The organism is Mucilaginibacter sp. UR6-1 (assembly GCF_020880975.1).
Classification (GTDB): Bacteria; Bacteroidota; Bacteroidia; order Sphingobacteriales; family Sphingobacteriaceae; genus Mucilaginibacter.
This window is the reverse complement of record NZ_JAJIWP010000002.1, coordinates 468,360-491,428: the sequence shown is the minus strand read 5'-3', so window position 1 is coordinate 491,428 and position 23,069 is coordinate 468,360. Positions and strand designations below refer to the sequence as shown.

The window sequence follows — 23,069 nt, the reverse complement described above, 5'->3', positions numbered from 1 at the left end:
TTATTTTTACTAATTTGCATTTAACCCCACCTCTTCTTCTGCGGGGTATTATAAACCAAATTATAACCTATTTTATGGAGTTTTTAAACAATTACTTGATCTACCTGATCCCACTGTTAGGCATTGTGGGTATCATAGTAATGGCTGTTAAAGCGGCCTGGGTAAGCAAACAACCCTCGGGCGATGCCAACATGACCGAGCTTGCAGGCTATATAGCCCAGGGTGCCATGGCCTTTTTACGTGCCGAGTGGAAGGTATTGAGCTACTTTGTAGTTATCGCGGTGATACTGCTGGCGTGGTCAGGCACTACGGTGGCTACCTCAAGCCCGGTTATCGCAGTATCTTTTGTAATAGGCGCTTTCTTATCCGCCTTCGCGGGTTACATAGGTATGCGCATAGCTACTAAAGCCAATGTACGCACTACCGAAGCGGCACGCACCAGTTTGGCTAAAGCACTTAAAGTATCATTTACCGGCGGCACCGTGATGGGCCTGGGCGTTGCCGGTTTAGCTATTTTAGGTTTAGGATCGCTGTTCATCGTTTTCTACAAAATGTATGTAGGCTCAGAAGTTAACGGCGCCGACATGGAAAAGGCGCTCGAAGTGCTGGCGGGGTTCTCGCTGGGTGCCGAGTCTATCGCCTTGTTTGCCCGTGTGGGCGGCGGTATTTATACCAAAGCTGCCGATGTAGGTGCCGACCTGGTGGGCAAGGTTGAAGCCGGCATCCCCGAAGATGATGTGCGCAACCCGGCCACTATTGCTGATAACGTGGGCGATAACGTGGGCGACGTAGCCGGTATGGGTGCCGACCTTTTCGGCTCATACGTAGCCACCATGCTGGCAACCATGGTACTGGGGCGCGAAATTGTATCCATTGATGCCTTTGGCGGTATTGCCCCGGTTTTATTGCCGATGGTGATCGCGGGTTTAGGCCTGGTGTTCTCCATTGTTGGTGCATCATTCGTAAAAATTAAAAATGAAACCGACAGTGTGCAAAATGCCCTTAACATAGGCAACTGGGCATCCATCATACTAACGGCTATAGCCACATTTTTTGTAGTGAACTGGATGCTGCCGGATGGCAACCTGCACCTCACCCGCGATTTGATACCCGGAACCGATACCCTGAAAGAAGGCGTTAAGGAGTTTGATAAAACCGGAGTTTTCCTGGCCATTATTGTAGGCCTTATTGTAGGCACCCTCATGTCTATCATTACCGAATATTATACCGCTATGGGCAAGCGCCCTGTGCTGAGTATCATCAGGCAATCATCAACCGGGCATGCAACTAATATTATCGGCGGCCTGTCGGTAGGTATGGAGTCAACCGTGCTGCCCATACTGGTATTGGCCGCGGGTATATATGGCTCATACCATTTTGCGGGATTATATGGCGTTGCAATTGCCGCCGCGGGTATGATGGCCACAACCGCCATGCAATTGGCTATTGATGCATTTGGCCCAATTGCTGATAACGCCGGTGGTATTGCCGAAATGAGCCGCCTGCCCGAAGAGGTAAGGCACCGAACCGATAACCTTGATGCCGTAGGTAACACCACTGCCGCTACCGGTAAAGGCTTTGCTATCGCATCGGCGGCACTTACCTCGCTGGCCTTGTTCGCGGCTTTTGTAGGCGTGGCAGGTATTGAGCATATTGATATTTATAAGGCCGATGTGCTGGCCGGTTTATTTGTTGGGGGAATGATACCGTTCATCTTTTCGGCGCTGGCCATATCAGCAGTAGGCCGGGCAGCCATGGCTATGGTTGAGGAGGTACGCCGCCAGTTTAGGGAGATACCGGGCATTATGGAGTACAAAGCCAAGCCGGAGTATGAAAAATGCGTAGCCATATCAACCAAGGCTTCTATCCGCGAGATGGTGGCACCGGGCCTCATCGCCCTTATCACCCCTATCGTTATCGGTTTTGCCTTTGGGCCAGAGGTGTTAGGCGGTTTGCTGGCGGGTGTTACCGTATCGGGCGTACTGATGGGCATCTTCCAGAGCAACGCAGGCGGCGCGTGGGACAATGCTAAAAAATCATTTGAAAAAGGTGCCGAGATCAACGGTGAGATTTACTACAAAAAATCTGAACCGCATAAAGCCTCAGTAACAGGCGATACTGTTGGCGATCCGTTCAAGGATACCTCGGGCCCATCCATGAATATCCTGATCAAGCTCATGTCTATCGTATCATTGGTAATAGCGCCGCACCTGCACCAGGAGGTTAACACCAGCGAGCGCATTCAAAAACAAATAAAAGAGCAATCTTTAGAAAAAACCACCATCAAGCAACACGGTCACCGGTTGTGAGGCAAAGTTGGGCATGGCCGCAAACACCACGACCATGCCCAACTTTAACAAGGCAACGTTTCTACATTCTACAAATTGTAGATGCTATTTTTCCCCAACAATTACTCAACAAAAATTATAAAACCCTCTTAAAACGCTTAAAAACAAACTTTGGCATAAGGGAACAGTATTTGAATAACTGTTTATATAATAAAAACGAGATGAACAGAATAGTGATGATAGACGACAACCCGATGGAGCATTTTATAGCAGTTAAATTGCTTAAAAACGTTGGGCTTTTTGGCAACAGCAAGCATGTAACCAACGGTTACGAAACCTTGCAATACATTAAGGATAATTTACAAAACCAACATGAATTGCCTGATGTGATATTACTTGACATTAATATGCCCGACATTGATGCCTGGGGGTTTTTAGATCAGTACAAAGCGTTACAACAGCAAATCACCAAGCCAATTGATATCTATATTATAACATCATCAATTGATGCGGATGATATGTTAAAGGCAAAAAGCTACCCGTTGGTAAAATCGTACCTGGTAAAACCGTTAAGTAAAGATGTTTTGGTTAAAATACATGATGATTGCGGTAAGGTTTAAGCCTTAAAAGTAACATTTGTGAAATATTTATAACCAGATACACAAAAAACATTGTTTTGTTTTACTGATGCAATCAGTTCTTTATCATATCAATAAAATTAAGTAGGTTTGGACTTGATATATTAACTGACATTATATATGAGATTTAAAAAACCACTTGATTTATTACTAAAAGAAGCGGCAGCAAGCGGCGAAGGCACTTTACGCCGTACGCTTAGCAGTTTCAACTTGGTAACAATGGGTATCGGAGCTATTATTGGTGCGGGTTTATTCTCGTTAACCGGTTTGGCTGCGGCCAACAATGCCGGCCCTGCCGTTACTATTTCATTTGTTATTGGCGCTATAGGTTGTGCTTTTGCAGGCCTTTGTTATGCCGAGTTTGCCAGTATGATCCCTATCGCGGGTTCAGCTTACACTTACTCTTATGCAACCATGGGCGAATTTATGGCCTGGATCATCGGCTGGGACCTTGTACTTGAATACGCGCTTGGTGCTGCAACCGTATCCATCAGTTGGTCGCAATATCTAACAAAATTTCTCCATTTATATGGCATACAAATACCGCCACAGCTCACCATGTCGCCCTGGGAATCAGTTACCATGGCTGATGGCAGCGTAGTTAGCGGTTACTTTAACCTGCCTGCGGTATTTATCATCGTTTGCCTTTCTCTGCTACTTATCAGGGGTACTAAAGAGTCGGCATTTGTAAATAACATACTGGTAGTATTAAAGGTTGCCGTGGTGCTGGTATTCATCGCTGTGGGCTGGGGCTATATCAACCCATCAAACCACGTACCTTACATCCCTGAAAATACCGGCAAGTTCGGCGAGTTCGGCTGGTCGGGTGTGTTACGTGGCGCAGGTGTGGTATTCTTTGCCTTTATTGGTTTTGATGCCGTATCAACCGCCGCTCAAGAGGCTAAAGATCCTAAACGCGGTATGCCAATAGGTATCATCGGCTCATTATTGGCCTGTACCTTATTATATGTATTGTTCTCGCACGTAATGACGGGTGTAGCCAACTACAAAGAGTTTAAAGACAGTGCCGCGCCGGTTGCCGTAGCTATCGCTAAAACACCTTACGCCTGGTTACAAAAAGCCATTATCCTGGCCATTTTAGCTGGTTATACTTCAGTTATCCTGGTGATGTTAATGGGCCAGTCGCGTATATTCTATACCATGTCAAAAGATGGTTTGATCCCTTCAGTATTCGCTAAGGTTCACAAAAAATTCCAGACACCATACAAATCAAACTTACTGTTCGCGGTATTTGTAAGCTTATTTGCTGCCTTTGTACCGGTTCACGTAGTGGGCGAGATGGTATCTATCGGTACCCTGTTCGCTTTCGTACTGGTTTGCGTTGGCGTTATGGTGATGCGTAAAAGCGACCCTAATACGCCTCGCCCTTTCCGCACGCCATGGGTTCCTTTCGTGCCAATTGCAGGTATCGTTATTTGTATCTCGATGATGGTTTCATTACCGGCCGATACATGGATACGTTTGGCCGTATGGATGATATTAGGTTTAGTTATTTACATGGTTTACGGTAAAAAGAATTCACTTATCCGTAAAGGCCTTGTTAACCTGCCTAATGATCCGCCAAATCCTAAATACACTGAATAAATTGTTAATACACTATATTAAAAAAGGTTCTGAAAAATATTTCAGAACCTTTTTTGCTTTTTGTACTTCTACATAAACCAACACTAAATTAAATGAAGAAAGGCCTGTGGATACTGGCTGTTATATGCGTTATCAACTCCATGGGCTTTGGCATAGTGGTGCCGTTGTTGTACAGCTACGGTAAAAAATTTGGTGTCACGTCCGAAACTTTAGGTTTGCTTACCGCGGCCTTTTCCATAGCGCAGTTTTTTGCCACGCCGCTGCTGGGTTCGCTGTCTGACAAGTGGGGCCGCAAACCGGTGCTTATTATCAGCCTCATCGGTACCTGCATATCATTTATCCTTTTTGCGCAGGCACGCAGTATTATCATGTTATTTGCCGCACGTATTCTGGATGGATTAACAGGGGGCAACATTTCCGTAGCGCAAGCAATGGTATCTGATGTGTCCTCACCCGAAGAGCGTGCCAAAAACTTCGGGATACTTAGCTCGGCATTCGGGTTTGGGTTTGTGGCCGGGCCTGCACTGGGTGGCCTGCTTAGTAAGTATGGTATGCACGTGCCGTTTTATTTCGCGGCGGGTATAGCGCTCATAGGGGTATTGCTCACCGTGTTTTTACTAAAGGAAACCAATCAAAACAAAGGCAAGCAGCAATCCTACAAATTCAGCTTTGTATCACTGGTCACTATCCTTAAAGAAAATACCATCGGCGTAAGCATATTCATAGGCTTTTTGCTTACCATGGCGCAATTTGCCATGATCGTAGGTTTCCAAACTTTTACTACTGATGACTTGAAACTATCGCCCGCGCAAACGGGTATGCTCTATGCAGGCTTCGGAATTACCGGCATCATCATGCAGTTACTGGTACCTTTCTTTACTAAAATATGCCGGTCAAAATCATTGATACTTCTGCTGTCAACACTGGTATGTCTGGGTGCTATGATACTCGCAGGCTTTGCAACGCGCTTAATATTATTTGCCGTGGCGGTGGGCGTATACGGACTTTTTAACGGCCTGCGCAACCCCATGCTTAATGCCATCATTGCTGATAAAACAAGCAGCGATGAACAGGGCAAAGTATTAGGCATCAACCAATCGTACACCTCGATAGGCCAAACGCTTGGCCCTATTACGGCAGGTTTTGTTACGGCTATATCACTGCATAGTATTTTCTTTTTAGCATCTTTGTACATTCTGGTTGCTTTTGCGCTTAGCTTTAAGCTAAAACGCCAGGAATGCTAAACTGACCTTAATTATAATTTATGCAGCCACTTATATTTAAAGAGGTACTATCGGTTACCATGATCCTGTTCGCTATTATTGACATTTTAGGATCAATACCGGTAATAATTGAACTACGCCAGCGGGCAGGGCACATACAATCCGAAAAGGCGAGTATTGCCGTACTGGTGCTTATGGTAACCTTTTTATTTGTAGGTAATGAGTTGCTTAACGTTATCGGGCTGGATATCTCCTCATTCGCTATAGCGGGCTCTATCGTAATATTTATCATCGCGATGGAGATGGTATTAGGTATCACGTTTTTTAAGGATGATCCTGATATGGCGCAAACAGTATCTATTGTTCCGCTGGCTTTTCCGCTTATTGCCGGTGCCGGTACCATGACTACGTTGCTATCCCTGAAATCGCAATATCAAACCCAGAATATACTGGTCGCAATCATTATCAACACACTGATAGTTTACCTGGTACTAAAAAATGTAAAATGGCTGGAGCACCTGCTGGGTAAGGCCGGGCTAAGTATTTTACGCAAAGCCTTTGGTGTAATACTTTTAGCTATCGCGATAAAACTGTTCAGAAGTAATAGCGGATTGTAACCTTATTCGGGGCGGGTGAGCCTGGCTACAAACATGGTATCGGCCTTGCGCTCGTATCCCTTTAGTATCTGCTGACTTTCAAGTTTAAGGCCAAGTTCAGTAGTTAAAAAGCTAACGGCTTCTTCATTCTCCGCTTTAAATGCCGAGCAGGTGATGTAAATAAGCGGCTTGCCGGGTTTTAAATACTTTACCACATTGCGGGCAATGCTTTGCTGCAAACGCTGAAAAAAAGCGATACGCTGCGGGTTGAACTGGCTGATCATTTCGGGTGTACGCCCCCACGTACCCGAGCCGCTGCATGGCGCGTCTAAAATAATGCCGTCAAACTCATAATCGTGCATTTCCTGGTCGGGGTTTTGGGTTAGGTCAAGCACCTTTTTTTGGTACTTGAGCAAACCGGCCTGCTGAAAGCGTTCATCAAGGTTGGCCAGTATAGATTCGCGCACGTCAGAAACTACCAGCTTTACATCCGGTTGCAGGCTGTGCAGTAATAGTGATTTGCCGCCCGATGCCGCGCAGGCATCCCACCATTTGTCCCAGCGTTCGGGTTTAAAATATTTGGCCGTTTGTTGCGATGAATGATCCTGCACCTCAAACATATGCTGTTGCCGTGGAAAGATGTTCTCCAGCCTTGTACCGTTAGGCAGGCAAAAGCAACTGTTGCCTTCATCTTTAAAAATAATACCCGCATTGGTCAGTTCGGCCTTCACCTGTGGTTCATACCCACGTAAAACACGTATATACAGGTCAGGCTGAATAAAAAAGGAGCGAAGGAATTTATCCTTATCAACTTCAGCCGAAAGCTCCCCTATCCACGGGAAAACATCATCCACCTTAAAATCAGGATAATTAGTTTTTATAAGAGCTATCTTCTCGTTAATGGTAAAACCAACACATGCTGCCCAGTCGGGCTTAAAATGCTGCAAAAAGGAGTTTGTTTGTGTATTGCATAACAACTCGGCCACCATCAGGCGCTCCTCGGGCGGCAGTGCAGGCAAAGCCCTCCCCAGCCTGAAATAGTTATACACCAAACGCCCGGCCACCTTACGGTCGGTTGAGCCCATTTGCTTGTTTTGGCGATAAAAACCAGGCAAAAATTTACCTAAAGGCACATCAGCAGGATATTCATCCAAAATACGCATAAACGTTTTTAGCTGATTTAGCGCCTTCATTCGGTTTTCTTTAATTCAAAGTTTTCGTAATGCAATAAGTTAACGTGCTTGTTCACCCAGCCCTGCCCCGGTTTGTATATAAAGTCAAAGCTGTTATGCAGTCCGGTAAACTCATTATCGTCAAGGCTTTTCAGTTTATCACCCTCCTCGGCAAGTAACTGCCCAAAGTACAGCCCCTCGTCAAACCCTTTAATGGCATATTCCGATGGCTCGGCACGGTATAAACGGCGGTAGTTACGCACAAACGTAACAGTAGCCTGCGATTTATAATTCACCCTGTCCGCCGAGGTAATGTACGCGTTCAGGCGCTGCATCTGGTCTGCTTTCAAAAAGCTGAACTTCTCCCAATTGGGATGGCCGATCAGCGTTACCGGGTAATGCTTTGACAGGGTATCCAACGAGTACAAAGTAATTTTAAGAAACGATTGATTGGTTGATGGTATGACCATGAAGTTACGGTCAAACTTGGTCATTTGCGCCATAGCGGGTTTAAGATTGCCACGCGAAACCGTTAGCTGAATTACCTTTACCTTTTTTTTGCTCAGGCTGTCAACCGCTTTTTTAAAGTATTTAATGTAAGGAAGCTCAGCACTATAGCCCGATGTAAGTATGAATATTTTTTTTGTTTTTGTTTTAGCGACCGCAAACTCCGCGGCGCGCAAAGCATGGTACTCCAGCGGCGGGATAACAGTTATCAGGTTTTGAACATTGTAGGTTGTTGGTGCCGATGGCGACAGCGGCGAAAGGATAAGCTTTTTAGTATTACCGGGAACGGTTGTAAAGGCTTTCATACCATCCGGAAAAACGGGGCCTACAATAAGGTCGCTGCCTTTTACCTGCGGATTAAGCGCCAGGCTGTGCGACTGCGAGGTTTCATCTTTTGAATCAAAAAGCTGCAGGCGGTAGTTTGCTCCTTCGCTTGTAAGTGAGTCAAGCGCGAGTTTAAAGCCACGGTAATAGTCAAGCGCCAAGGCGGCTTTTTTTAAACCCGCGGCGCTATAGTTAGCGCCGGGGTTTAAATGATCAAGGCCAAAAGGCAGTATCATCGCTATGGTTGATACCCTTTTATCAGATACCTTTTTGGCATCCTTATCCTCTTTTTTATCCTTATCGGCTTTATTGCCGGGCTTATCTGATGTTTTTTCAGTCGGTTTAGTTGTACCCTTACCAACCGGGCGTGTTTTTGGCGAACACGCGGCAGCAAGTGCAACAACTAAAATAAGTAACCACTTATTCCCACTCAATAGTGGCCGGTGGTTTTGAACTGATATCATATACTACCCGGTTTATACCTTTTACGTTATTGATAATTTCGTTTGATATTTTGGCCAGCAGTTCATACGGTAAATGGCACCAATCGGCCGTCATACCATCAACTGATTCAACCGCGCGCAGCGCTACCGCATTTTCGTAGGTGCGCTCATCGCCCATTACCCCTACCGATTGTACCGGTAAAAATATGGTGCCTGCCTGCCAAACTTTATCATAAACACCGGCAGCCTTTAAATTGTTGATGTAAATCGCATCGGCTTCCTGTAATATATGTACTTTTTCGGGTGTTACCTCACCTAATATCCTGATAGCCAATCCCGGGCCCGGAAATGGGTGTCGGCCTAAAATATTAGGATCAATACCCAAGGCCTTACCTACGTTACGCACCTCATCCTTAAACAAGGTGTTCAGCGGCTCAACTACCTTCAGCTTCATAAAATCAGGCAAACCACCTACGTTATGGTGCGATTTAATGGTTGCCGAAGGGCCTTTTACTGATACCGACTCGATCACATCCGGGTAGATGGTACCCTGACCAAGCCATTTTACATCCTGAACCTCGTGCGCGGCATCATCAAACACCTCAATAAACACGCGGCCAATAGCCTTGCGTTTCAATTCAGGGTCGGTTAAACCGGCAAGCGCGTCGTAAAAACGTTGCTTGGCGTTAATACCTTTTATATTAAGCCCCATGTGCTTGTACGAATCGAGCACAAGCTCATACTCATCCTTACGCAGCAGGCCGTTATCAACAAATATACAGTGCAGGTTTTTGCCGATGGCATGGTGCAACAATACGGCAGCTACTGATGAATCAACACCGCCCGAAAGACCAAGCACTACCTTATCATCGCCCAGTTTTTCTTTAAGCTGCGCGATGGTGGTTTCAACGAATGAATCGGGGGTCCAGTCCTGCGCGCATCCGCATATATCAACTAAAAAGTTATGCAGCAATTGCTTGCCATCAACACTGTGGGTTACCTCGGGGTGAAACTGTATACCGTAGGTTTGTGAGCCGGTTACATGGTAAGCGGCAACACGTACACTATCGGTACTTGCAATTACCTCAAAATTATCAGCCAGGCGGGCAATGGTATCGCCATGCGACATCCACACCTGCGAGTCTGCCGGGATCATCTTCAACAACGGACTTTCGTGGTTGATGTATTGCAGGTTGGCACGGCCATACTCGCGCGTGCTTGATGGCAATACTTCGCCGCCGTTAAAGTGGGCCAGGTACTGCGCGCCATAACATACGCCAAGTATAGGCAATGAGCCATGAAACTTGGCGAAATCAAAGTGCGGCGCATCGTCCTGACGAACAGAATAAGGCGAACCCGAAAGGATGATGCCCTTTACGCTGCCGTCAACTTCAGGAAAATTATTGAAGGGATGGATCTCGCAGTAAATGCGAAGCTCCCTGACACGGCGCGCTATTAATTGGGTGAACTGCGAACCGAAGTCAAGAATGAGGATTTTTTCTTGCATGGGCAAAGATAGGATTTAGATGCGAAATGTAAGAAATGAGATTGAAGATAATATGAATTCAATGGGGCGGTTAACAAAAAAGCCGGCTAATTTAACTTAGCCGGCTTTATGATCGAATCCCGCAAGGAGATTACTTTTTCAAAAATTTGAAATTTTTACCGATGAAGCGGGCGTTCTCGCCTAATTCTTCTTCGATACGCAGTAACTGGTTGTATTTCGCGATCCTGTCTGAACGTGAAGCTGAACCGGTTTTGATCTGGCCGCAGTTAAGGGCAACAGCAAGGTCGGCAATGGTAGCATCCTCAGTTTCGCCTGAGCGGTGACTCATTACTGAAGTGTAACCGTTAGTTTGCGCTAAGGTTACCGCGTTGATAGTTTCAGTTAACGAACCAATCTGGTTTACTTTTACCAGGATAGAGTTAGCAGTATCGGTATCAATACCATCCTGCAAACGTTTAACGTTGGTAACAAATAAATCATCACCTACTAACTGTACTTTTTTACCGATACGGTCTGTCAATAATTTCCAGCCATCCCAGTCATCCTCAGCCATACCGTCCTCGATTGATACGATTGGGTATTTTTCAGTTAATGATGCCAGATATTCAGCCTGCTCAGCGCTGGTGCGGATAGCACCTTTATCGCCTTCAAACTTAGTATAGTCGTATTTACCGTTTACGTAAAATTCAGAAGCAGCGCAATCAAACGCCAGGTAAATTTGCTCACCTGCTTTGTAACCTGCCTTTTCGATAGCCTGGATGATGGTTTCAACAGCATCTTCAGTACCGCCAAAGGTTGGCGCGAAACCACCTTCGTCACCTACCGCGGTTGAAAGGCCACGATCGTGCAATATCTTTTTAAGGGTATGGAACACCTCAGCACCCCAACGCAAAGCCTCAGAGAATGAAGTAGCGCCGATAGGCATGATCATGAACTCCTGGAAAGCGATAGGCGCATCAGAGTGCGAACCACCGTTAACAATGTTCATCATCGGGATAGGTAAAGTGTTAGCGTTAACACCACCTACGTAACGGTATAAAGGCTGGCGGCTCTCCTGAGCTGCAGCTTTAGCTACCGCTAATGATACACCTAATATAGCGTTGGCACCAAAGTTACCTTTGTTCTCGGTACCGTCTAACTGGATCATGATGTCATCGATAGTATTTTGCTCAAATACATCTACGCCTTTTAATGCAGGGGCAATTTTTTCGTTTACGTTGGCAACTGCTTTTAAAACACCTTTACCAAGGTAAACAGCTTTATCGCCGTCTCTTAATTCAACAGCTTCGTGGGCACCGGTTGATGCGCCTGAAGGTACTGCGGCGCGGCCAAGTGCACCATTTTCGGTTAATACATCTACTTCAACTGTAGGGTTACCACGCGAATCAAGTATCTGGCGTGCATGAACATCAATTATTATACTCATAGTTATTATTAGCGTTTTTTTGATAAAACTTTAAACTGCGCTAAGTTAAAGCTAATTAGCTAAAACGCAATTACAATTTAGTATTTAATGATTATTTAATCGTGTATTGATGGTATATGCTCACGTGGCTTAACGTTTTTACGGTTAAAGCGGTACTGTACATTTATGGCCAGGTTATTTTTCGCCCCTGCCGATGTAAGGTTGTAGTTATACTGGTTCATCCAGCCAGCCTGCACATTTAACGCTTTGGTAAACTGGTAACCCAACGCCAGCGAAAAGCGGTTACGCTCAAAATGCGGAGCTTTGTTATTAAAAAACACCTCATCAAAAACGGCTACATACCAGGTCTTAGGGTCAACCTTACGATGATTTAACGGGATGGCCAGGTTAAGCCTGTAGCGAAAGCGGTTACGGTAGCCTGTTTTTTCAAAAAAGCGCTGCTCTACGCGGTAACGGTGCTCTATTTTTATGCGATCCAGAAACTGGTTAACGGTTAACTGCTCCCACAAGCGGGTTTCAAGGGCGGTTGGCGGCTCGTCAAGGTTTTCGTAATCATAAGTAATGTAACGGCCGGTGCCAATAAGGGCGGTATAATTTTTAGCGATATCGTAACTGATGCCGCCTTTTACTTCATAATAAAATGCCTCGTTAAACAGGGTGTTAGTACGGGTTTGCAGCTCAATATAGCCCCCCCATTTATGTGCGCTATCGCCGGGTAAAACCACGGTAACTATGCCCCAGGTACCTGTTTTGCTGTTTTGCGCCTTAACATTTACCGAACAAAAAATTAATATCAAGATTGATAATAAGCCGGAAAGGGTATTTTTTAACATCAGATTAACATTATGCTGCAAATGTATTTCGGCAATGTTATCTGAATGTTAAGTGAGAAGTTCCTAATATTATTTTAATGTTAATTACTACTCCCATTTAAAGGTTTTTACAGCGATGGTATAGATCACCACACCCCAAATAAACAATATTAATAGCTGGTGGGTAACATCGCCAAGCCCAGCACCTTCGAACGCCACTTTGCGCATGGCATCATTAAGATAAGTTAAAGGTAAAATGCGGCTTAGCGGCTGCAGCCATGTCGGAAAATTATCAATAGAGAAAAAAGTACCCGATAACAGGAACTGCGGCAGGGTAATAATATTGGCGATAGGCGGTACAGAGCTTTCGTTTTTGGCGATGCCGGATACCGTGAAACCAAAACCCATGAACACGATCAGCCCGATGACAGACAGTATCAGCATATTTATTACAGTTACCGCGCCATGCACCAGCGTAAAGCCAAAAGCAAAGTGACCGATAATGATAATAAACAGCGCCCCGATAAGCGAAAAGCAAATACGCGCCAGCGCCTCGCCCAATACAATGCTCGCCCGTTTAACCGGCGTAGCAAAAAAGCGCTTGATAACCAATGTAATGCGTAGACTCAGGAATACGAATGCGGTACCAAATACGCCTGTACTCAGTAACGAGAAACCTAACTGGCCGGGCAAAATAAAATCGATGGTTTTGTAGGCGCGGCCTGTAATGGTACTTTCACGCACTTCGGCCATTTGGAAACCGGCGGCTGCCTGTGCAGCAGCATCGGCATCGCCGCCAGAACGGCTTGCCAGCACTTGCTGCATAAACCTGATGTTCACCTCATTTTTTATGTTGGTGATTATCGATTTAAATATATCGCCTTTGGCTGATGATGTGGTATAGTTTACATTAACGGTGTAAGGAGCATTGCCGGATGTAAGACGCATTTTACCATCTCCGGTTTTAACGTAGCCGTTCGATTTAATTTGCAATACGGCATCCAAACTACCTTTTGACAGGTTTTGGTTTAGCGACTTGGTATCCAAACCCTTATGGAGTTTGATGATGGCTGTTTGTGCAAGGGCTTTGTAGATAGGGTTAGCGGTATCAGTACCCGGCGCCACGCCAACATCAACCTTTACACCGCCGCCACCAATAAAGCCGAACACCAAAATAAATATCAGCGGGAACGCCAACGTGAAAACCACCGACGACGGACTGCGCAGTATTGATCTTAAACTGGCTTTCGCAATGGCCAGCGTGGCCCCAACATGATCGTATTTACTCATAAACCTCACCCCAACCCCTCTCCGGGGGGGAGGGGATTTTTAATGTATGTTGATTAATATAATATCTAACTAATTTGTAAACTGCAAACCGGCAACTGATAACTGTTTACTGCCCACTGCAAACCGCCAACTGCAAACTGATTATCCTCTCCACTCCTTGCCCGTCAAATCAATAAATACATCTTCCAGTGTGGCTGCCTTTACCTCTTTTTTACGTTCAAAACCTGATGCTACCAGCTTATCAACAAAATTGTCAGGCGTATCAATGCCTACAATTTTGCCGCCGTCAACAAAGGCCACACGGTCGCACAATACTTCAGCCTCATCCATATAATGTGTAGTGATCACCACGGTGGTTCCGCTGTCGCGTATTTTGATGATCAGATCCCACAAATTACGGCGTGCCTGAGGGTCAAGCCCCGTAGTAGGTTCATCCAAAAAAATTATGCGTGGGTTATTGATAAGTGTAGTAGCGATGGAGAACCGCTGTTTTTGTCCGCCCGAAAGTTGCTTGTATTTGGCCTTAGCTTTGTCGGTAAGTGCTACCATTTCCAGCATTTCCAAAGGCTTTTTTTTGATGCCGTATAGTCCGGAGAAAAGATCAATAAGCTCGGAAAGGTTAAGATTTGGATAATAGCCTGCGGCTTGCAGTTGTACGCCTATGCGCTGTTTTATGCTTTCGGCATTAGTATCTACCGAAAAGCCGTCAACAATAATTTCGCCGGAGGTTTTATCGCGCAAGGTTTCAATAATTTCGAGCGTGGTGGTTTTGCCCGCGCCGTTTGGCCCAAGCAAGCCAAATATCTCCCCCTCGTAAACCTCAAAACTTATATCCCTTACAGCTTCAAAATCACCATAGTTTTTAACCAGGTTTTTTACGCTGATAATAGGCTGTTTTTCCATGCCGTAAAAATGGCACAGATTATTGATATTATCACAATTTTTTAACCTAATTGACGGAATTTTTACAGCGGTTGGTTTAATGGTTTCTTTTTGGAGGAGCCGCTTTGCGTTTGCGTATTTACTAACCCCTCCCTGCCCTCCCAAGGGAGGGAATACGCACCTGTTGCCATACCAAACGATACTGACTTCTCATCGTACATCATTAATAGGACGGCTTTTTTTATTACTCCCTCTCCTATGGAGAGGGTTGGGGTGTGGTGCGAGGGGGTGTTACTTACCGCCCTTCTTCAGTTCACTTTCTGATTTAAGCACTTTGCCGCCATCTTTTTGCTTTACTTCGTAAGCTGGCTTATCCTTACTGGCGTTGCGTGTTACTTTGCTGCCCTTTATGGTTTTCTCCACCTTCCCGGTGTGCTTTTTTTCAATTTTGCCTTCAGCCTCGCTGCTGCCCCAGTTCCAGTGTACGGTATCGCCCTTTTTCATGGTATGCTGTTTAGTTGAATAACAGCATCAAAAGGCATTAGTTTTAAGTTGCTTACAACCATAAAACAAAAATGCCCGCTTTCGCGGGCACTTGCTTTTAAATAGTGAGATGTGTTAGTGACTTACCGGATTATCCCCTTTTTTAAGTGTTCCGTTTATAAACATGGTAGGCGTTACCTTTTTCGTGTCGCCCTGGTATACCCATATCATGTTGCCTATGTATTTGCGGAAAGCGTTATTAATATCGGCAACGCTTAACTTTTTAATATCGTTCACCATAGTTAACGAGCGTTTCCAGTTATTGAACAACACCTCGTTAGCTACCATTGATGATGCCTGCGCGCTGTTGGTTTCATTTTTATAGTAAAACCCGGTAAGGTAAGTAACCTTCATGTTGGCTACCTCGTCGGCATCAAAGCCTTGGGTTTTGATCTTGTCAACCAGTTTATCAAACACGGCGATATATTTATCAGGCTGGGTGGTTGATACCGAGAACCTTGCTACCGATGTTGAGCCGGTACTGAACCAGGCTTGTGGCGCATATGACAGGCCATTGTTAGTACGTACATCTAAAAAGTGACGGTTTGCGAATATACGCATGGCTACGCTGAACGCGTCAAAATCAGTAGTTCCTGGCTGCGGGCCGCTGCTTACGCCCTCAACATAGTTGGTAGCCAGATCGCGCGACTCCGCATTGAACGAGTTTTTATACACCCTGAAAAAATCCTTTTTAAAAGTAAACGGCGCGCCCTGCTTAACACCGCTCAGCATGCCTTTTACCTTGCTTTCAATAGTAGCGCGGTCAAGGTTACTTACCACAACAATCAGTAAATGTGATTTAGTGAATACCGACTCATAATAAGCCTTGGTTTCCTGCGGACCAAGTTTGGTTAGCGAGGGCACACTGCCTGAAGGATCTTTTGCATAATCACGACCCCTAAAGGCGATACTGTCGGCAAATTTATCAATGGCCGCGTCAGGCTGCGATTGCTCTGATTTCAGTCGGGATATGGCTACTTTTTTAATGCGGTCAAACTCGGTAGCGTCAAACTTAGGCTCGGTCATGGCTTCAACATACAATGGCCAAACGGCATCAAAATCACCTTTAAGACAATTCATGCGTATAACCGCATAGTTTTTTGAGGCGTAACCGTATACCTGGGCGCTTACCTTGTCAAGCGCGTTTTTAAAACTGTTCTTATCATGCTTGTCGGTACCGCACTCGGTTAGGGCCGTCATGGCCAGCGATTCGATACCGATTTTAGTTACCGGGTAGTTTTGCACGCCACCCCTGATCACGGTTTGGATCTCTACAATTTCGTTCTTGGTAGGCTGAACGATCACCTTTACCCCGCTTACCGTCATCTCATAGGCTTCATCCTGGGCAGAAGCCGGTTGTGTATATATTGCTGCCGAAGCAACCAGTAATGCAAATATGTATTTCTTCATCGTAATAAAATTTAAGGTTTACTTAGCTACAAAAAACGAAGCCACGTTGTGTTGTTTGCTTGCTTCGGGCAGCAGGATAACGCCTGCCACTTTTGGTTTACCAATGATGTATTTATCTACATAAGCTTTAATATCCGCACGGGTTACCTTTTGGTAGTTATCATCCAGATCGGTAGCATAGTTAAGCGATGTGCTGCACCACTGGTAAGTTAGCTGGCTTGCCAGCGATGAAGGTTTTTCTTTACGGCGAAGATTGTTGCGCAGCAAAATGGCTTTAGCGTCCTTAAACTGTTCGTCAGTAAAATAATCGGCCTTATCCCACATAGCGATCTGTTTCATCAGTTCTTCGTGGCACTCCTTAATTTTTTCGGCACTGGTAGGTTCAATAAATATAGTTATCGGGCCTACGTACTTGTTGGTGCTGTAACTAACATCAACAGATGATGCCAGGCCTTTATCAACCAGCGCTTGTTGTAACTTTGATGAATTCAATCCTACTATGGTCGAGAAAACATCGGCAGCGATGGTAGCGGCCGAGTCGGTTAAGTAGGACGGGCCATGCCATGAATACATGATATAAGGTGTTTTGGCTATGGTTGATTCCTTTACAAAAAACCCATCCTTGGTAAGCGGCTTAAACGGCGGTATAGGATATTTAGCATGCGGATCAAAACCGCTTGATGCCCAGTCGCCAAAAATATTTTCGGCCAGGGCGAAAGCAGCATCATGTTTAACATCACCGCAAATAACCAGTATACTGTTGTTAGGATGGTAATATTTATCCTTGATGATCATCATTTTGGCCGGGGTAGCGGTATTGATCACCTCGTGGTCGCCAATAGGGTTTTTGCGGGTTACCAGGTCGCCCCACATTTTCTTTTGCGATTCGTACCATAACTGAAAGTAAGGGCTACTTTCGGCACGCTGAAATTCGCCGTCAACCACAGGGCGTTCCTTTTTCATATCCTCATCACGGTATATCGGGAAGCGGATGGCGGCGTTCATGAACTTCAAACCGGCTTTCAGGCTGTCGCGATCAAACGTAAAAAAGTAATTAACGCGTTCAACATCGGTGGTGCCATTCCATATCGCACCTAATTCCTGTGTGCGTTTCAGGAATTTTTCCTGGTCGGGATAATCCTTATTAGCCTTAAAAAACATGTGCTCAAACAGATGCGAGAGGCCACTGTATTCCGGGCCTTCGGTATAGGCACCATTCTTTACAGCAATTTCAATAGTGGCCAGGGGCACCTTGCTGTTTTCAATTACTACTACTTCGAGGCCGTTGGGCAGCTTTTTCCAGAAATAGCCTTCGGGCAGCCTGGGCTGCGCCACAGCGCACAAGGCACAAAACAGCCCTGTAACACTTAACAATAAATGCTTGGTAAATTGTGAGGTCATATAAACAGTTAATTAATTAGAATATAAATATATCGATATAATTAAAAACAGCAGGGCTTTGCGCAAAAGCTTGCGCGTATTTAATAGACGCTGAAATAAAAAATACGTTACAGCTTACAGAAAAGAAATATAGCAATTTTATGCCGATAAAGCGCCAATGCGTTGTTGAATAATTAATTGTATCTTTGTATAAAATTTAACTACCCGCTCGCTTACAGGCGTATCGCCTCAACAATGGCTCAGATGAAGCACACAGCCAGCAAATAATTTATAATACATGTCATTTCAGCAACTTAATTTAATTGACCCTATATTAAAGGCGTTACAAGCCGAGGGTTATACTCAACCTACCCCAATACAAGCGCAATCAATACCCATTATACTACAAAAAAAGGATTTGCTGGGCTGCGCCCAAACCGGCACCGGCAAAACAGCGGCCTTTTCAATACCAACATTGCAACTGCTTTATGAGCAACGCCAGCAGCACCGCGAGCAAAAAACCATTAAGGCGCTAATTTTAACCCCAACCCGCGAGCTGGCCATACAAATTGGCGAAAGCCTTAGCGCATACGGTAAACATACCGGCCTTAAACACCTGGTAATATTCGGCGGTGTATCGCAAAACCCGCAAACTGACGCGCTTAAAAAAGGCGTTGATATATTGGTGGCCACGCCCGGCCGTTTGTTAGACCTGATGAACCAGCGTTTCATTCACCTTGACCACATACAGATGCTTATATTAGACGAGGCCGACCGTATGCTGGATATGGGCTTTGTGCACGATGTTAAGAAGATTATAGCCAAGGTGCCTGCCAAAAGGCAAACGCTGTTTTTTTCGGCCACCATGCCAAAAGAGATACAGCAACTTGCCGACAGCATTTTGAACAAACCCGAACGTGTTGAAGTAACTCCGGTATCATCAACCGCCGAAACCATACAGCAGGAAATGTACTTTGTTGCCAAAGGCGATAAAAAAAGCCTGCTTAACTTTGTATTACAGGATAAAACCATTGTAACCGCGCTGGTATTTACCCGCACCAAGCACGGTGCCGATAAGGTGGTAAAAGACCTGAACAAGGTGGGCATTACTGCCGAAGCTATACACGGCAACAAATCGCAAAACGCGAGGCAGCGTGCCCTTAACAACTTTAAGGCGCATACCACCCGTGTATTGGTGGCTACTGATATTGCCGCCCGTGGTATTGATATTGATGAGCTTGCCTTTGTAATTAACTATGAACTGCCCAACATACCCGAAACTTATGTACACCGCATTGGCCGTACCGGGCGTGCAGGTGCAAGCGGCAAGGCCATTTCATTTTGCGATGAGGAAGAAAAAGATTTTTTAAAGGATATTGAAAAGCTGATCGGCGTAAAAGTTGCGGTTAACGATTCGCACCCTTACCCTTTAGCTCAGCTTACCCGCGAGCAACGCATTTTACAGGATCTGAAAAAACAGCCTCACCATAATAAACCATCATCAGCCGAGAAGCAGCGCAACAATAAACGCCGCAACAACAGCAACCGCGTTGGTGCCGGTAAAGGTAAAGGTGGCGGCAGCGGCATGAGTGGCGCAAGGCCTGGCGGTAACAAAAGGGGGTAAACCTCCAGCCCTCCTAAATCTTCCCTTGGGGAGAACCACTTTACATAAATAAACATTCACGTTATTGCGAGGTACGAAGCAATCTCTACAGCGATTAGTATTTGATTTGCTCAAAAGAGATTGCTTCGTACCTCGCAGTGATGCTTTATTATTTTTTTTCTTTTGCGAAGGTGAGTCTAAATTTACTTCCTCACCATCAGCACTTTCATAATTTACTTAAAAACACATACCTATGTTAATTAGTTAATAATGATATTTGCATCCGTCAAAAAATATAGATAGCTTTAGATGAATATTATAGCGCCCGAAAAAATGAAACGTCTTATTGCCTTGTTCAGCAACAAGTTCTTCCTGGTAACGGTTGCTTTTGTGGTGTGGATGATATTTTTTGATACTAACGATCTGCTTTCGCGATATGAGTATCACCAGCAATTGAACAAGCTTGAGCAGGAGCGTGATTTTTATAAAACCGAAACCGACAAGGTTACCAAAGACCTTGATGAGCTTAATTCAGATCCCCGCCACCTCGAAAAATTCGCCCGCGAAAAATATCTGATGAAAAAAGAGAATGAGGATGTTTACATGGTGAGCAAGGAAGCTAAAGAAGAATAGTTTTTATTTAAATTTCCCGGTAAACATTAGCTTGTCTTTCCATTCAATTTTTTTGTCATTTCGAACGAGGTACGAGGAGAAATCTTTCGCCTTGCTATTCAATGCAGACAGATTTCTTGCTGACGCTCGAAATAATAGCTCTACCCCGTTATTACTAAATAGTTGCTAACCCCTACCTAACCTCCCCAGGGAGGGAATTAATATCTATCAGTATACAAAATCACAAACCAATCATACGCTATAAAAAAAAGTGACAACCACTAACGATAAACAAAGTGCATCCTTGTGCTCATGAGCAGGGTAATTGCTTTTATTAAATGGTTGTGCTTTTATGAAGATGCTATGTTTTTACTATCGTTAGCCTGCTCTTGGCCGCAGAGGCCAGTTACTTTGTATTAGACACAAAGTAACCAAAGGTCAAGGCAGAAAAAACCTTCCACCCACGAGGCCATACACCCGGCCCGGTTTTCTGCCAACCCTACGCTCTTTTTGTCAATCACCAATTGTCATTCCGAACGAGGTACGAGGAGGAATCTGTCGCTTTATTATGAACGTGTGTAAGTTTCTCGCTATCGCTTCGGAATGACAGGATAAAAAAATCACTGAAATGATTTTAAATACCTAATACCTGCTTTAACTTAGCATAACCGGTTTTGCTTACCGGTATCTTGGCGCCCGATTTGAGGATAGCCAGATGCGAATCCTTTTCATATGGGTCAATACGGGTTATCTCGGCAACACTTAGTATGTATGAGCGGTGTACGCGCACAAATTGCGAACCATCAAGCGTTTGTTCAAAAAAGCTCATGGTCTTGTTTTTCAGGTATGCACCCTCGGCGGTAATAATACTTACGTAATCGTCATCAGCCTGCAGGTACAAAATATCACGCACCGGGATGATCTTAACCTTTGTGCCGGTTTTAACCACAATACGCTCGTGCTGCGCATGGCCCTGCGCTACATCCTCCAATAACTTTTCGGTTTTGGCGGCAGGTTTGGTATCCGCGGCGGATAGCGCCAGATATTTTTCGATAGCCTTGCTAAAGCGGTCCTTACTAAAAGGCTTTAACAAATAATCAATAGCGTGGGCTTCAAAAGCCTTAATGGCATATTCATCAAACGCGGTGGTAAAAATTACTGATGGCGGCTGGTCAACCAGTTCGAGCATTTCAAAGCCGGTTATTTTAGGCATCTGCACATCCAAAAATATCAGGTCGGGCTTGTGCTGCTGAATAGCCTTTAACCCTTCAAAGCCATCGCCACACTCCTGTATCAGTTCAATCTGATCTTTAAAATCAAGCAAATACTCCATTACAACCATCCGTGCCAATGGCTCATCATCAATAATTAATGCGCGTTTCATCCCTGTGGTACCTTTATAATGGTTGTAAATATATTATCATTTGCATGAGTTTCCATCAAATCATTACGGGCAAATAACAAATATAACCGGCGTTGCACTCCCCGCAGCCCAAAACCTGTACCCTGCTTAGGGCGCGATGTTTGCGGATCGTACGGGTTTTGCACCATCATTACCAGGTAGTTATTGTCCATTTCGCCGCGTATGCTGATGGTTACCTGGCCGGTAGTATCGTACAAACCAAATTTTATGGCGTTCTCTACAATAGGCTGCAGCAGCATAGCCGGCATAATAGCTTCGCCGCAGTTACGGTCGCAACTGATCTCGGTATGCAGGCGGTGGCCAAAGCGTACCTTCTCAATTTCGAGGTAGAGGTTAAGGTGTGCAAGCTCCTCGTTCAGGGTTATCTTTTGCTGATCGTCCTTGCGCAGGGTACCGCGCAAAAAGTCAGACAGTTGATGGATCATCATCCTGGCCTGGTCGGGCTTAAAGCCTATCAGCGCGTTGATGGAGTTAAGGCTGTTGAATAAAAAATGCGGCTGGAGTTGCTGGCGCAGGTTATACAACTCCGCATCACGGGCCAGGCTTTCGGCCTCGTTACGGCGTTTCTCGGTTTCCTTTTGATCGAGCTGCGAAAACCATATGGCACTCAGCATGGCCATCCAGCCTATAGCCAAAAAGTTAGTGAACAGGCGGATGATAAGCGACTGCTGCAAAAAATTCACATATACATCGCCGGGTTTTAACAGCGGCAGCAAATAGCGCGCTCCCGCGGCACATATAGCGGCCAGCGCCACGCACCAAATAAACAGGTTAATATAACTACCCCTGCCCGGTTGATAGTAACGCAGGTTGTTGTTTATTAACCAGCAGGCACCGCTAAGCAGTAATGAGCTGCCTACGCCATCAACAATAGCCATATACCAGTCAAACCCAAAACTATGAATAATATAGGTTTGCAATGCCGCCCACGCAACACCGCCTATGGCAATAGCCAGGTAAACACGGGATATTTCTGCTTTTGAGATAGCCAAAACGGTGCGCCTTTATAAATTAGTTATTAATAGCCAGCAAAGCCGATCTATGGTGAGCCCAGGCAATGTACAGGTCGGCATCAGGAGCCTCGTGTATCTGGTAGTGCAGCTCGGCACCGTCATTTAGTCCGTTTATGGGGTTTACCTCGGTAACATCAACAAATTGCCAGCGTACCATTTGTTTTTGGGCATTGGTAAAGCTATCCTGTATATCAATACCAATGCTGCTGGCCTTTTTAAAGGCGGCCTGCTCATTATCGGCATTAATTAGGCGCAATTGCTCGTCAAACTGAGCGGGATGGTTACCATCGCCGCTAATTATCCTGAAGATAAGTTTTGTTACGTACCAGTTCATATCGGTAATAGTTAGTATATATTAATTGTGCGGTTAGT

At 45.1% G+C, this 23,069-nt stretch carries 20 protein-coding genes; 7 read left to right on the top strand and 13 right to left on the bottom strand.

Annotation, left to right across the window (positions count from 1 at the left end):
- Positions 1–74: 74 nt before the first annotated feature.
- The 5 genes from LJ707_RS07470 (at position 75) to LJ707_RS07450 (ending at position 6,371) form a co-directional block, all read left to right on the top strand.
- Positions 75–2,309: a sodium-translocating pyrophosphatase gene (locus tag LJ707_RS07470; protein WP_228950186.1), complete on the top strand. Its 2,235-nt coding sequence runs from the start codon at positions 75–77 to the stop codon at positions 2,307–2,309.
- Positions 2,310–2,509: 200 nt separating this feature from the next.
- Positions 2,510–2,908: a response regulator gene (locus tag LJ707_RS07465; RefSeq protein WP_228950185.1), complete on the top strand. Its 399-nt coding sequence runs from the start codon at positions 2,510–2,512 to the stop codon at positions 2,906–2,908.
- A gap of 138 nt (positions 2,909–3,046) precedes the next feature.
- Entirely contained in the window at positions 3,047–4,531 is a 1,485-nt protein-coding gene (locus LJ707_RS07460) for an amino acid permease (RefSeq protein WP_228950184.1), read from the top strand.
- 92 nt (positions 4,532–4,623) lie between these two features.
- Complete coding sequence (locus tag LJ707_RS07455) at positions 4,624–5,775, top strand: MFS transporter (RefSeq protein WP_228950183.1); 1,152 nt, start codon at positions 4,624–4,626, stop codon at positions 5,773–5,775.
- 20 nt (positions 5,776–5,795) lie between these two features.
- Positions 5,796–6,371: a MarC family protein gene (locus LJ707_RS07450; RefSeq protein WP_228950182.1), complete on the top strand. Its 576-nt coding sequence runs from the start codon at positions 5,796–5,798 to the stop codon at positions 6,369–6,371.
- 2 nt (positions 6,372–6,373) lie between these two features.
- On the opposite strand, the gene LJ707_RS07445 is transcribed toward LJ707_RS07450, so the two are convergent.
- From LJ707_RS07445 to LJ707_RS07400, 10 genes are all read right to left on the bottom strand, one after another.
- Positions 6,374–7,543 carry an RsmB/NOP family class I SAM-dependent RNA methyltransferase gene (locus LJ707_RS07445; RefSeq protein ID WP_228950181.1) on the bottom strand — a complete coding sequence of 390 codons (1,170 nt, stop codon included), beginning with the start codon at positions 7,541–7,543 and terminating at the stop codon, positions 6,374–6,376.
- Entirely contained in the window at positions 7,540–8,817 is a 1,278-nt protein-coding gene (locus tag LJ707_RS07440; RefSeq protein WP_228950180.1) for an ABC transporter substrate-binding protein, read from the bottom strand. The genes LJ707_RS07445 and LJ707_RS07440 overlap by 4 nt, the downstream gene beginning before the upstream one ends.
- Positions 8,774–10,303, bottom strand: a complete 1,530-nt coding sequence (gene guaA, locus LJ707_RS07435) for a glutamine-hydrolyzing GMP synthase (RefSeq protein ID WP_228950179.1) — start codon at positions 10,301–10,303, stop codon at positions 8,774–8,776. The genes LJ707_RS07440 and guaA overlap by 44 nt, the downstream gene beginning before the upstream one ends.
- Before the next feature lie 130 nt (positions 10,304–10,433).
- On the bottom strand, positions 10,434–11,729 hold the full coding sequence (eno, locus tag LJ707_RS07430) for a phosphopyruvate hydratase (RefSeq protein ID WP_228950178.1): 1,296 nt from the start codon (positions 11,727–11,729) through the stop codon (positions 10,434–10,436).
- Positions 11,730–11,824: 95 nt separating this feature from the next.
- Positions 11,825–12,526 carry a DUF2490 domain-containing protein gene (locus tag LJ707_RS07425; RefSeq protein ID WP_228950177.1) on the bottom strand — a complete coding sequence of 234 codons (702 nt, stop codon included), beginning with the start codon at positions 12,524–12,526 and terminating at the stop codon, positions 11,825–11,827.
- 123 nt (positions 12,527–12,649) lie between these two features.
- A complete protein-coding gene (locus LJ707_RS07420; RefSeq protein WP_228950176.1) occupies positions 12,650–13,831 on the bottom strand; it encodes an ABC transporter permease in 1,182 nt (393 codons plus the stop codon).
- A 141-nt stretch (positions 13,832–13,972) separates the two neighbouring features.
- Positions 13,973–14,734 (bottom strand): ABC transporter ATP-binding protein, encoded by a 762-nt coding sequence (locus tag LJ707_RS07415; protein WP_228950175.1) that lies wholly within the window; start codon positions 14,732–14,734, stop codon positions 13,973–13,975.
- A gap of 270 nt (positions 14,735–15,004) precedes the next feature.
- Positions 15,005–15,217, bottom strand: a complete 213-nt coding sequence (locus LJ707_RS07410; protein ID WP_228950174.1) for a DUF2945 domain-containing protein — start codon at positions 15,215–15,217, stop codon at positions 15,005–15,007.
- A 114-nt stretch (positions 15,218–15,331) separates the two neighbouring features.
- The gene (locus LJ707_RS07405) at positions 15,332–16,666 is read right to left on the bottom strand and encodes a pitrilysin family protein (RefSeq protein ID WP_228950173.1); all 1,335 of its coding nucleotides are present in this window, start codon (positions 16,664–16,666) and stop codon (positions 15,332–15,334) included.
- Between the two features lie 18 nt (positions 16,667–16,684).
- Positions 16,685–18,067 (bottom strand): pitrilysin family protein, encoded by a 1,383-nt coding sequence (locus LJ707_RS07400; RefSeq protein WP_228950172.1) that lies wholly within the window; start codon positions 18,065–18,067, stop codon positions 16,685–16,687.
- Between the two features lie 277 nt (positions 18,068–18,344).
- Here LJ707_RS07400 and LJ707_RS07395 point away from each other — a divergent pair, with 277 nt between their 5' ends.
- Both LJ707_RS07395 and LJ707_RS07390 read left to right on the top strand, forming a co-directional pair.
- Positions 18,345–19,670 (top strand): DEAD/DEAH box helicase, encoded by a 1,326-nt coding sequence (locus LJ707_RS07395; protein WP_228950171.1) that lies wholly within the window; start codon positions 18,345–18,347, stop codon positions 19,668–19,670.
- Between the two features lie 312 nt (positions 19,671–19,982).
- On the top strand, positions 19,983–20,282 hold the full coding sequence (locus LJ707_RS07390; protein ID WP_228950170.1) for a septum formation initiator family protein: 300 nt from the start codon (positions 19,983–19,985) through the stop codon (positions 20,280–20,282).
- 613 nt (positions 20,283–20,895) lie between these two features.
- Here the strand turns inward: LJ707_RS07390 and LJ707_RS07385 are convergent.
- Genes LJ707_RS07385 through LJ707_RS07375 form a run of 3 tightly spaced genes read right to left on the bottom strand, consistent with a single transcriptional unit; the run spans position 20,896 to position 23,031 of the window.
- Positions 20,896–21,645, bottom strand: coding sequence for a LytTR family DNA-binding domain-containing protein (locus LJ707_RS07385; protein WP_228950169.1), 750 nt, complete (start codon positions 21,643–21,645; stop codon positions 20,896–20,898).
- Positions 21,642–22,676, bottom strand: coding sequence for a sensor histidine kinase (locus LJ707_RS07380; protein WP_228950168.1), 1,035 nt, complete (start codon positions 22,674–22,676; stop codon positions 21,642–21,644). The genes LJ707_RS07385 and LJ707_RS07380 overlap by 4 nt, the downstream gene beginning before the upstream one ends.
- A gap of 19 nt (positions 22,677–22,695) precedes the next feature.
- Positions 22,696–23,031 (bottom strand): DUF4288 domain-containing protein, encoded by a 336-nt coding sequence (locus LJ707_RS07375; protein ID WP_228950167.1) that lies wholly within the window; start codon positions 23,029–23,031, stop codon positions 22,696–22,698.
- Between the last annotated feature and the right edge of the window lie 38 nt (positions 23,032–23,069).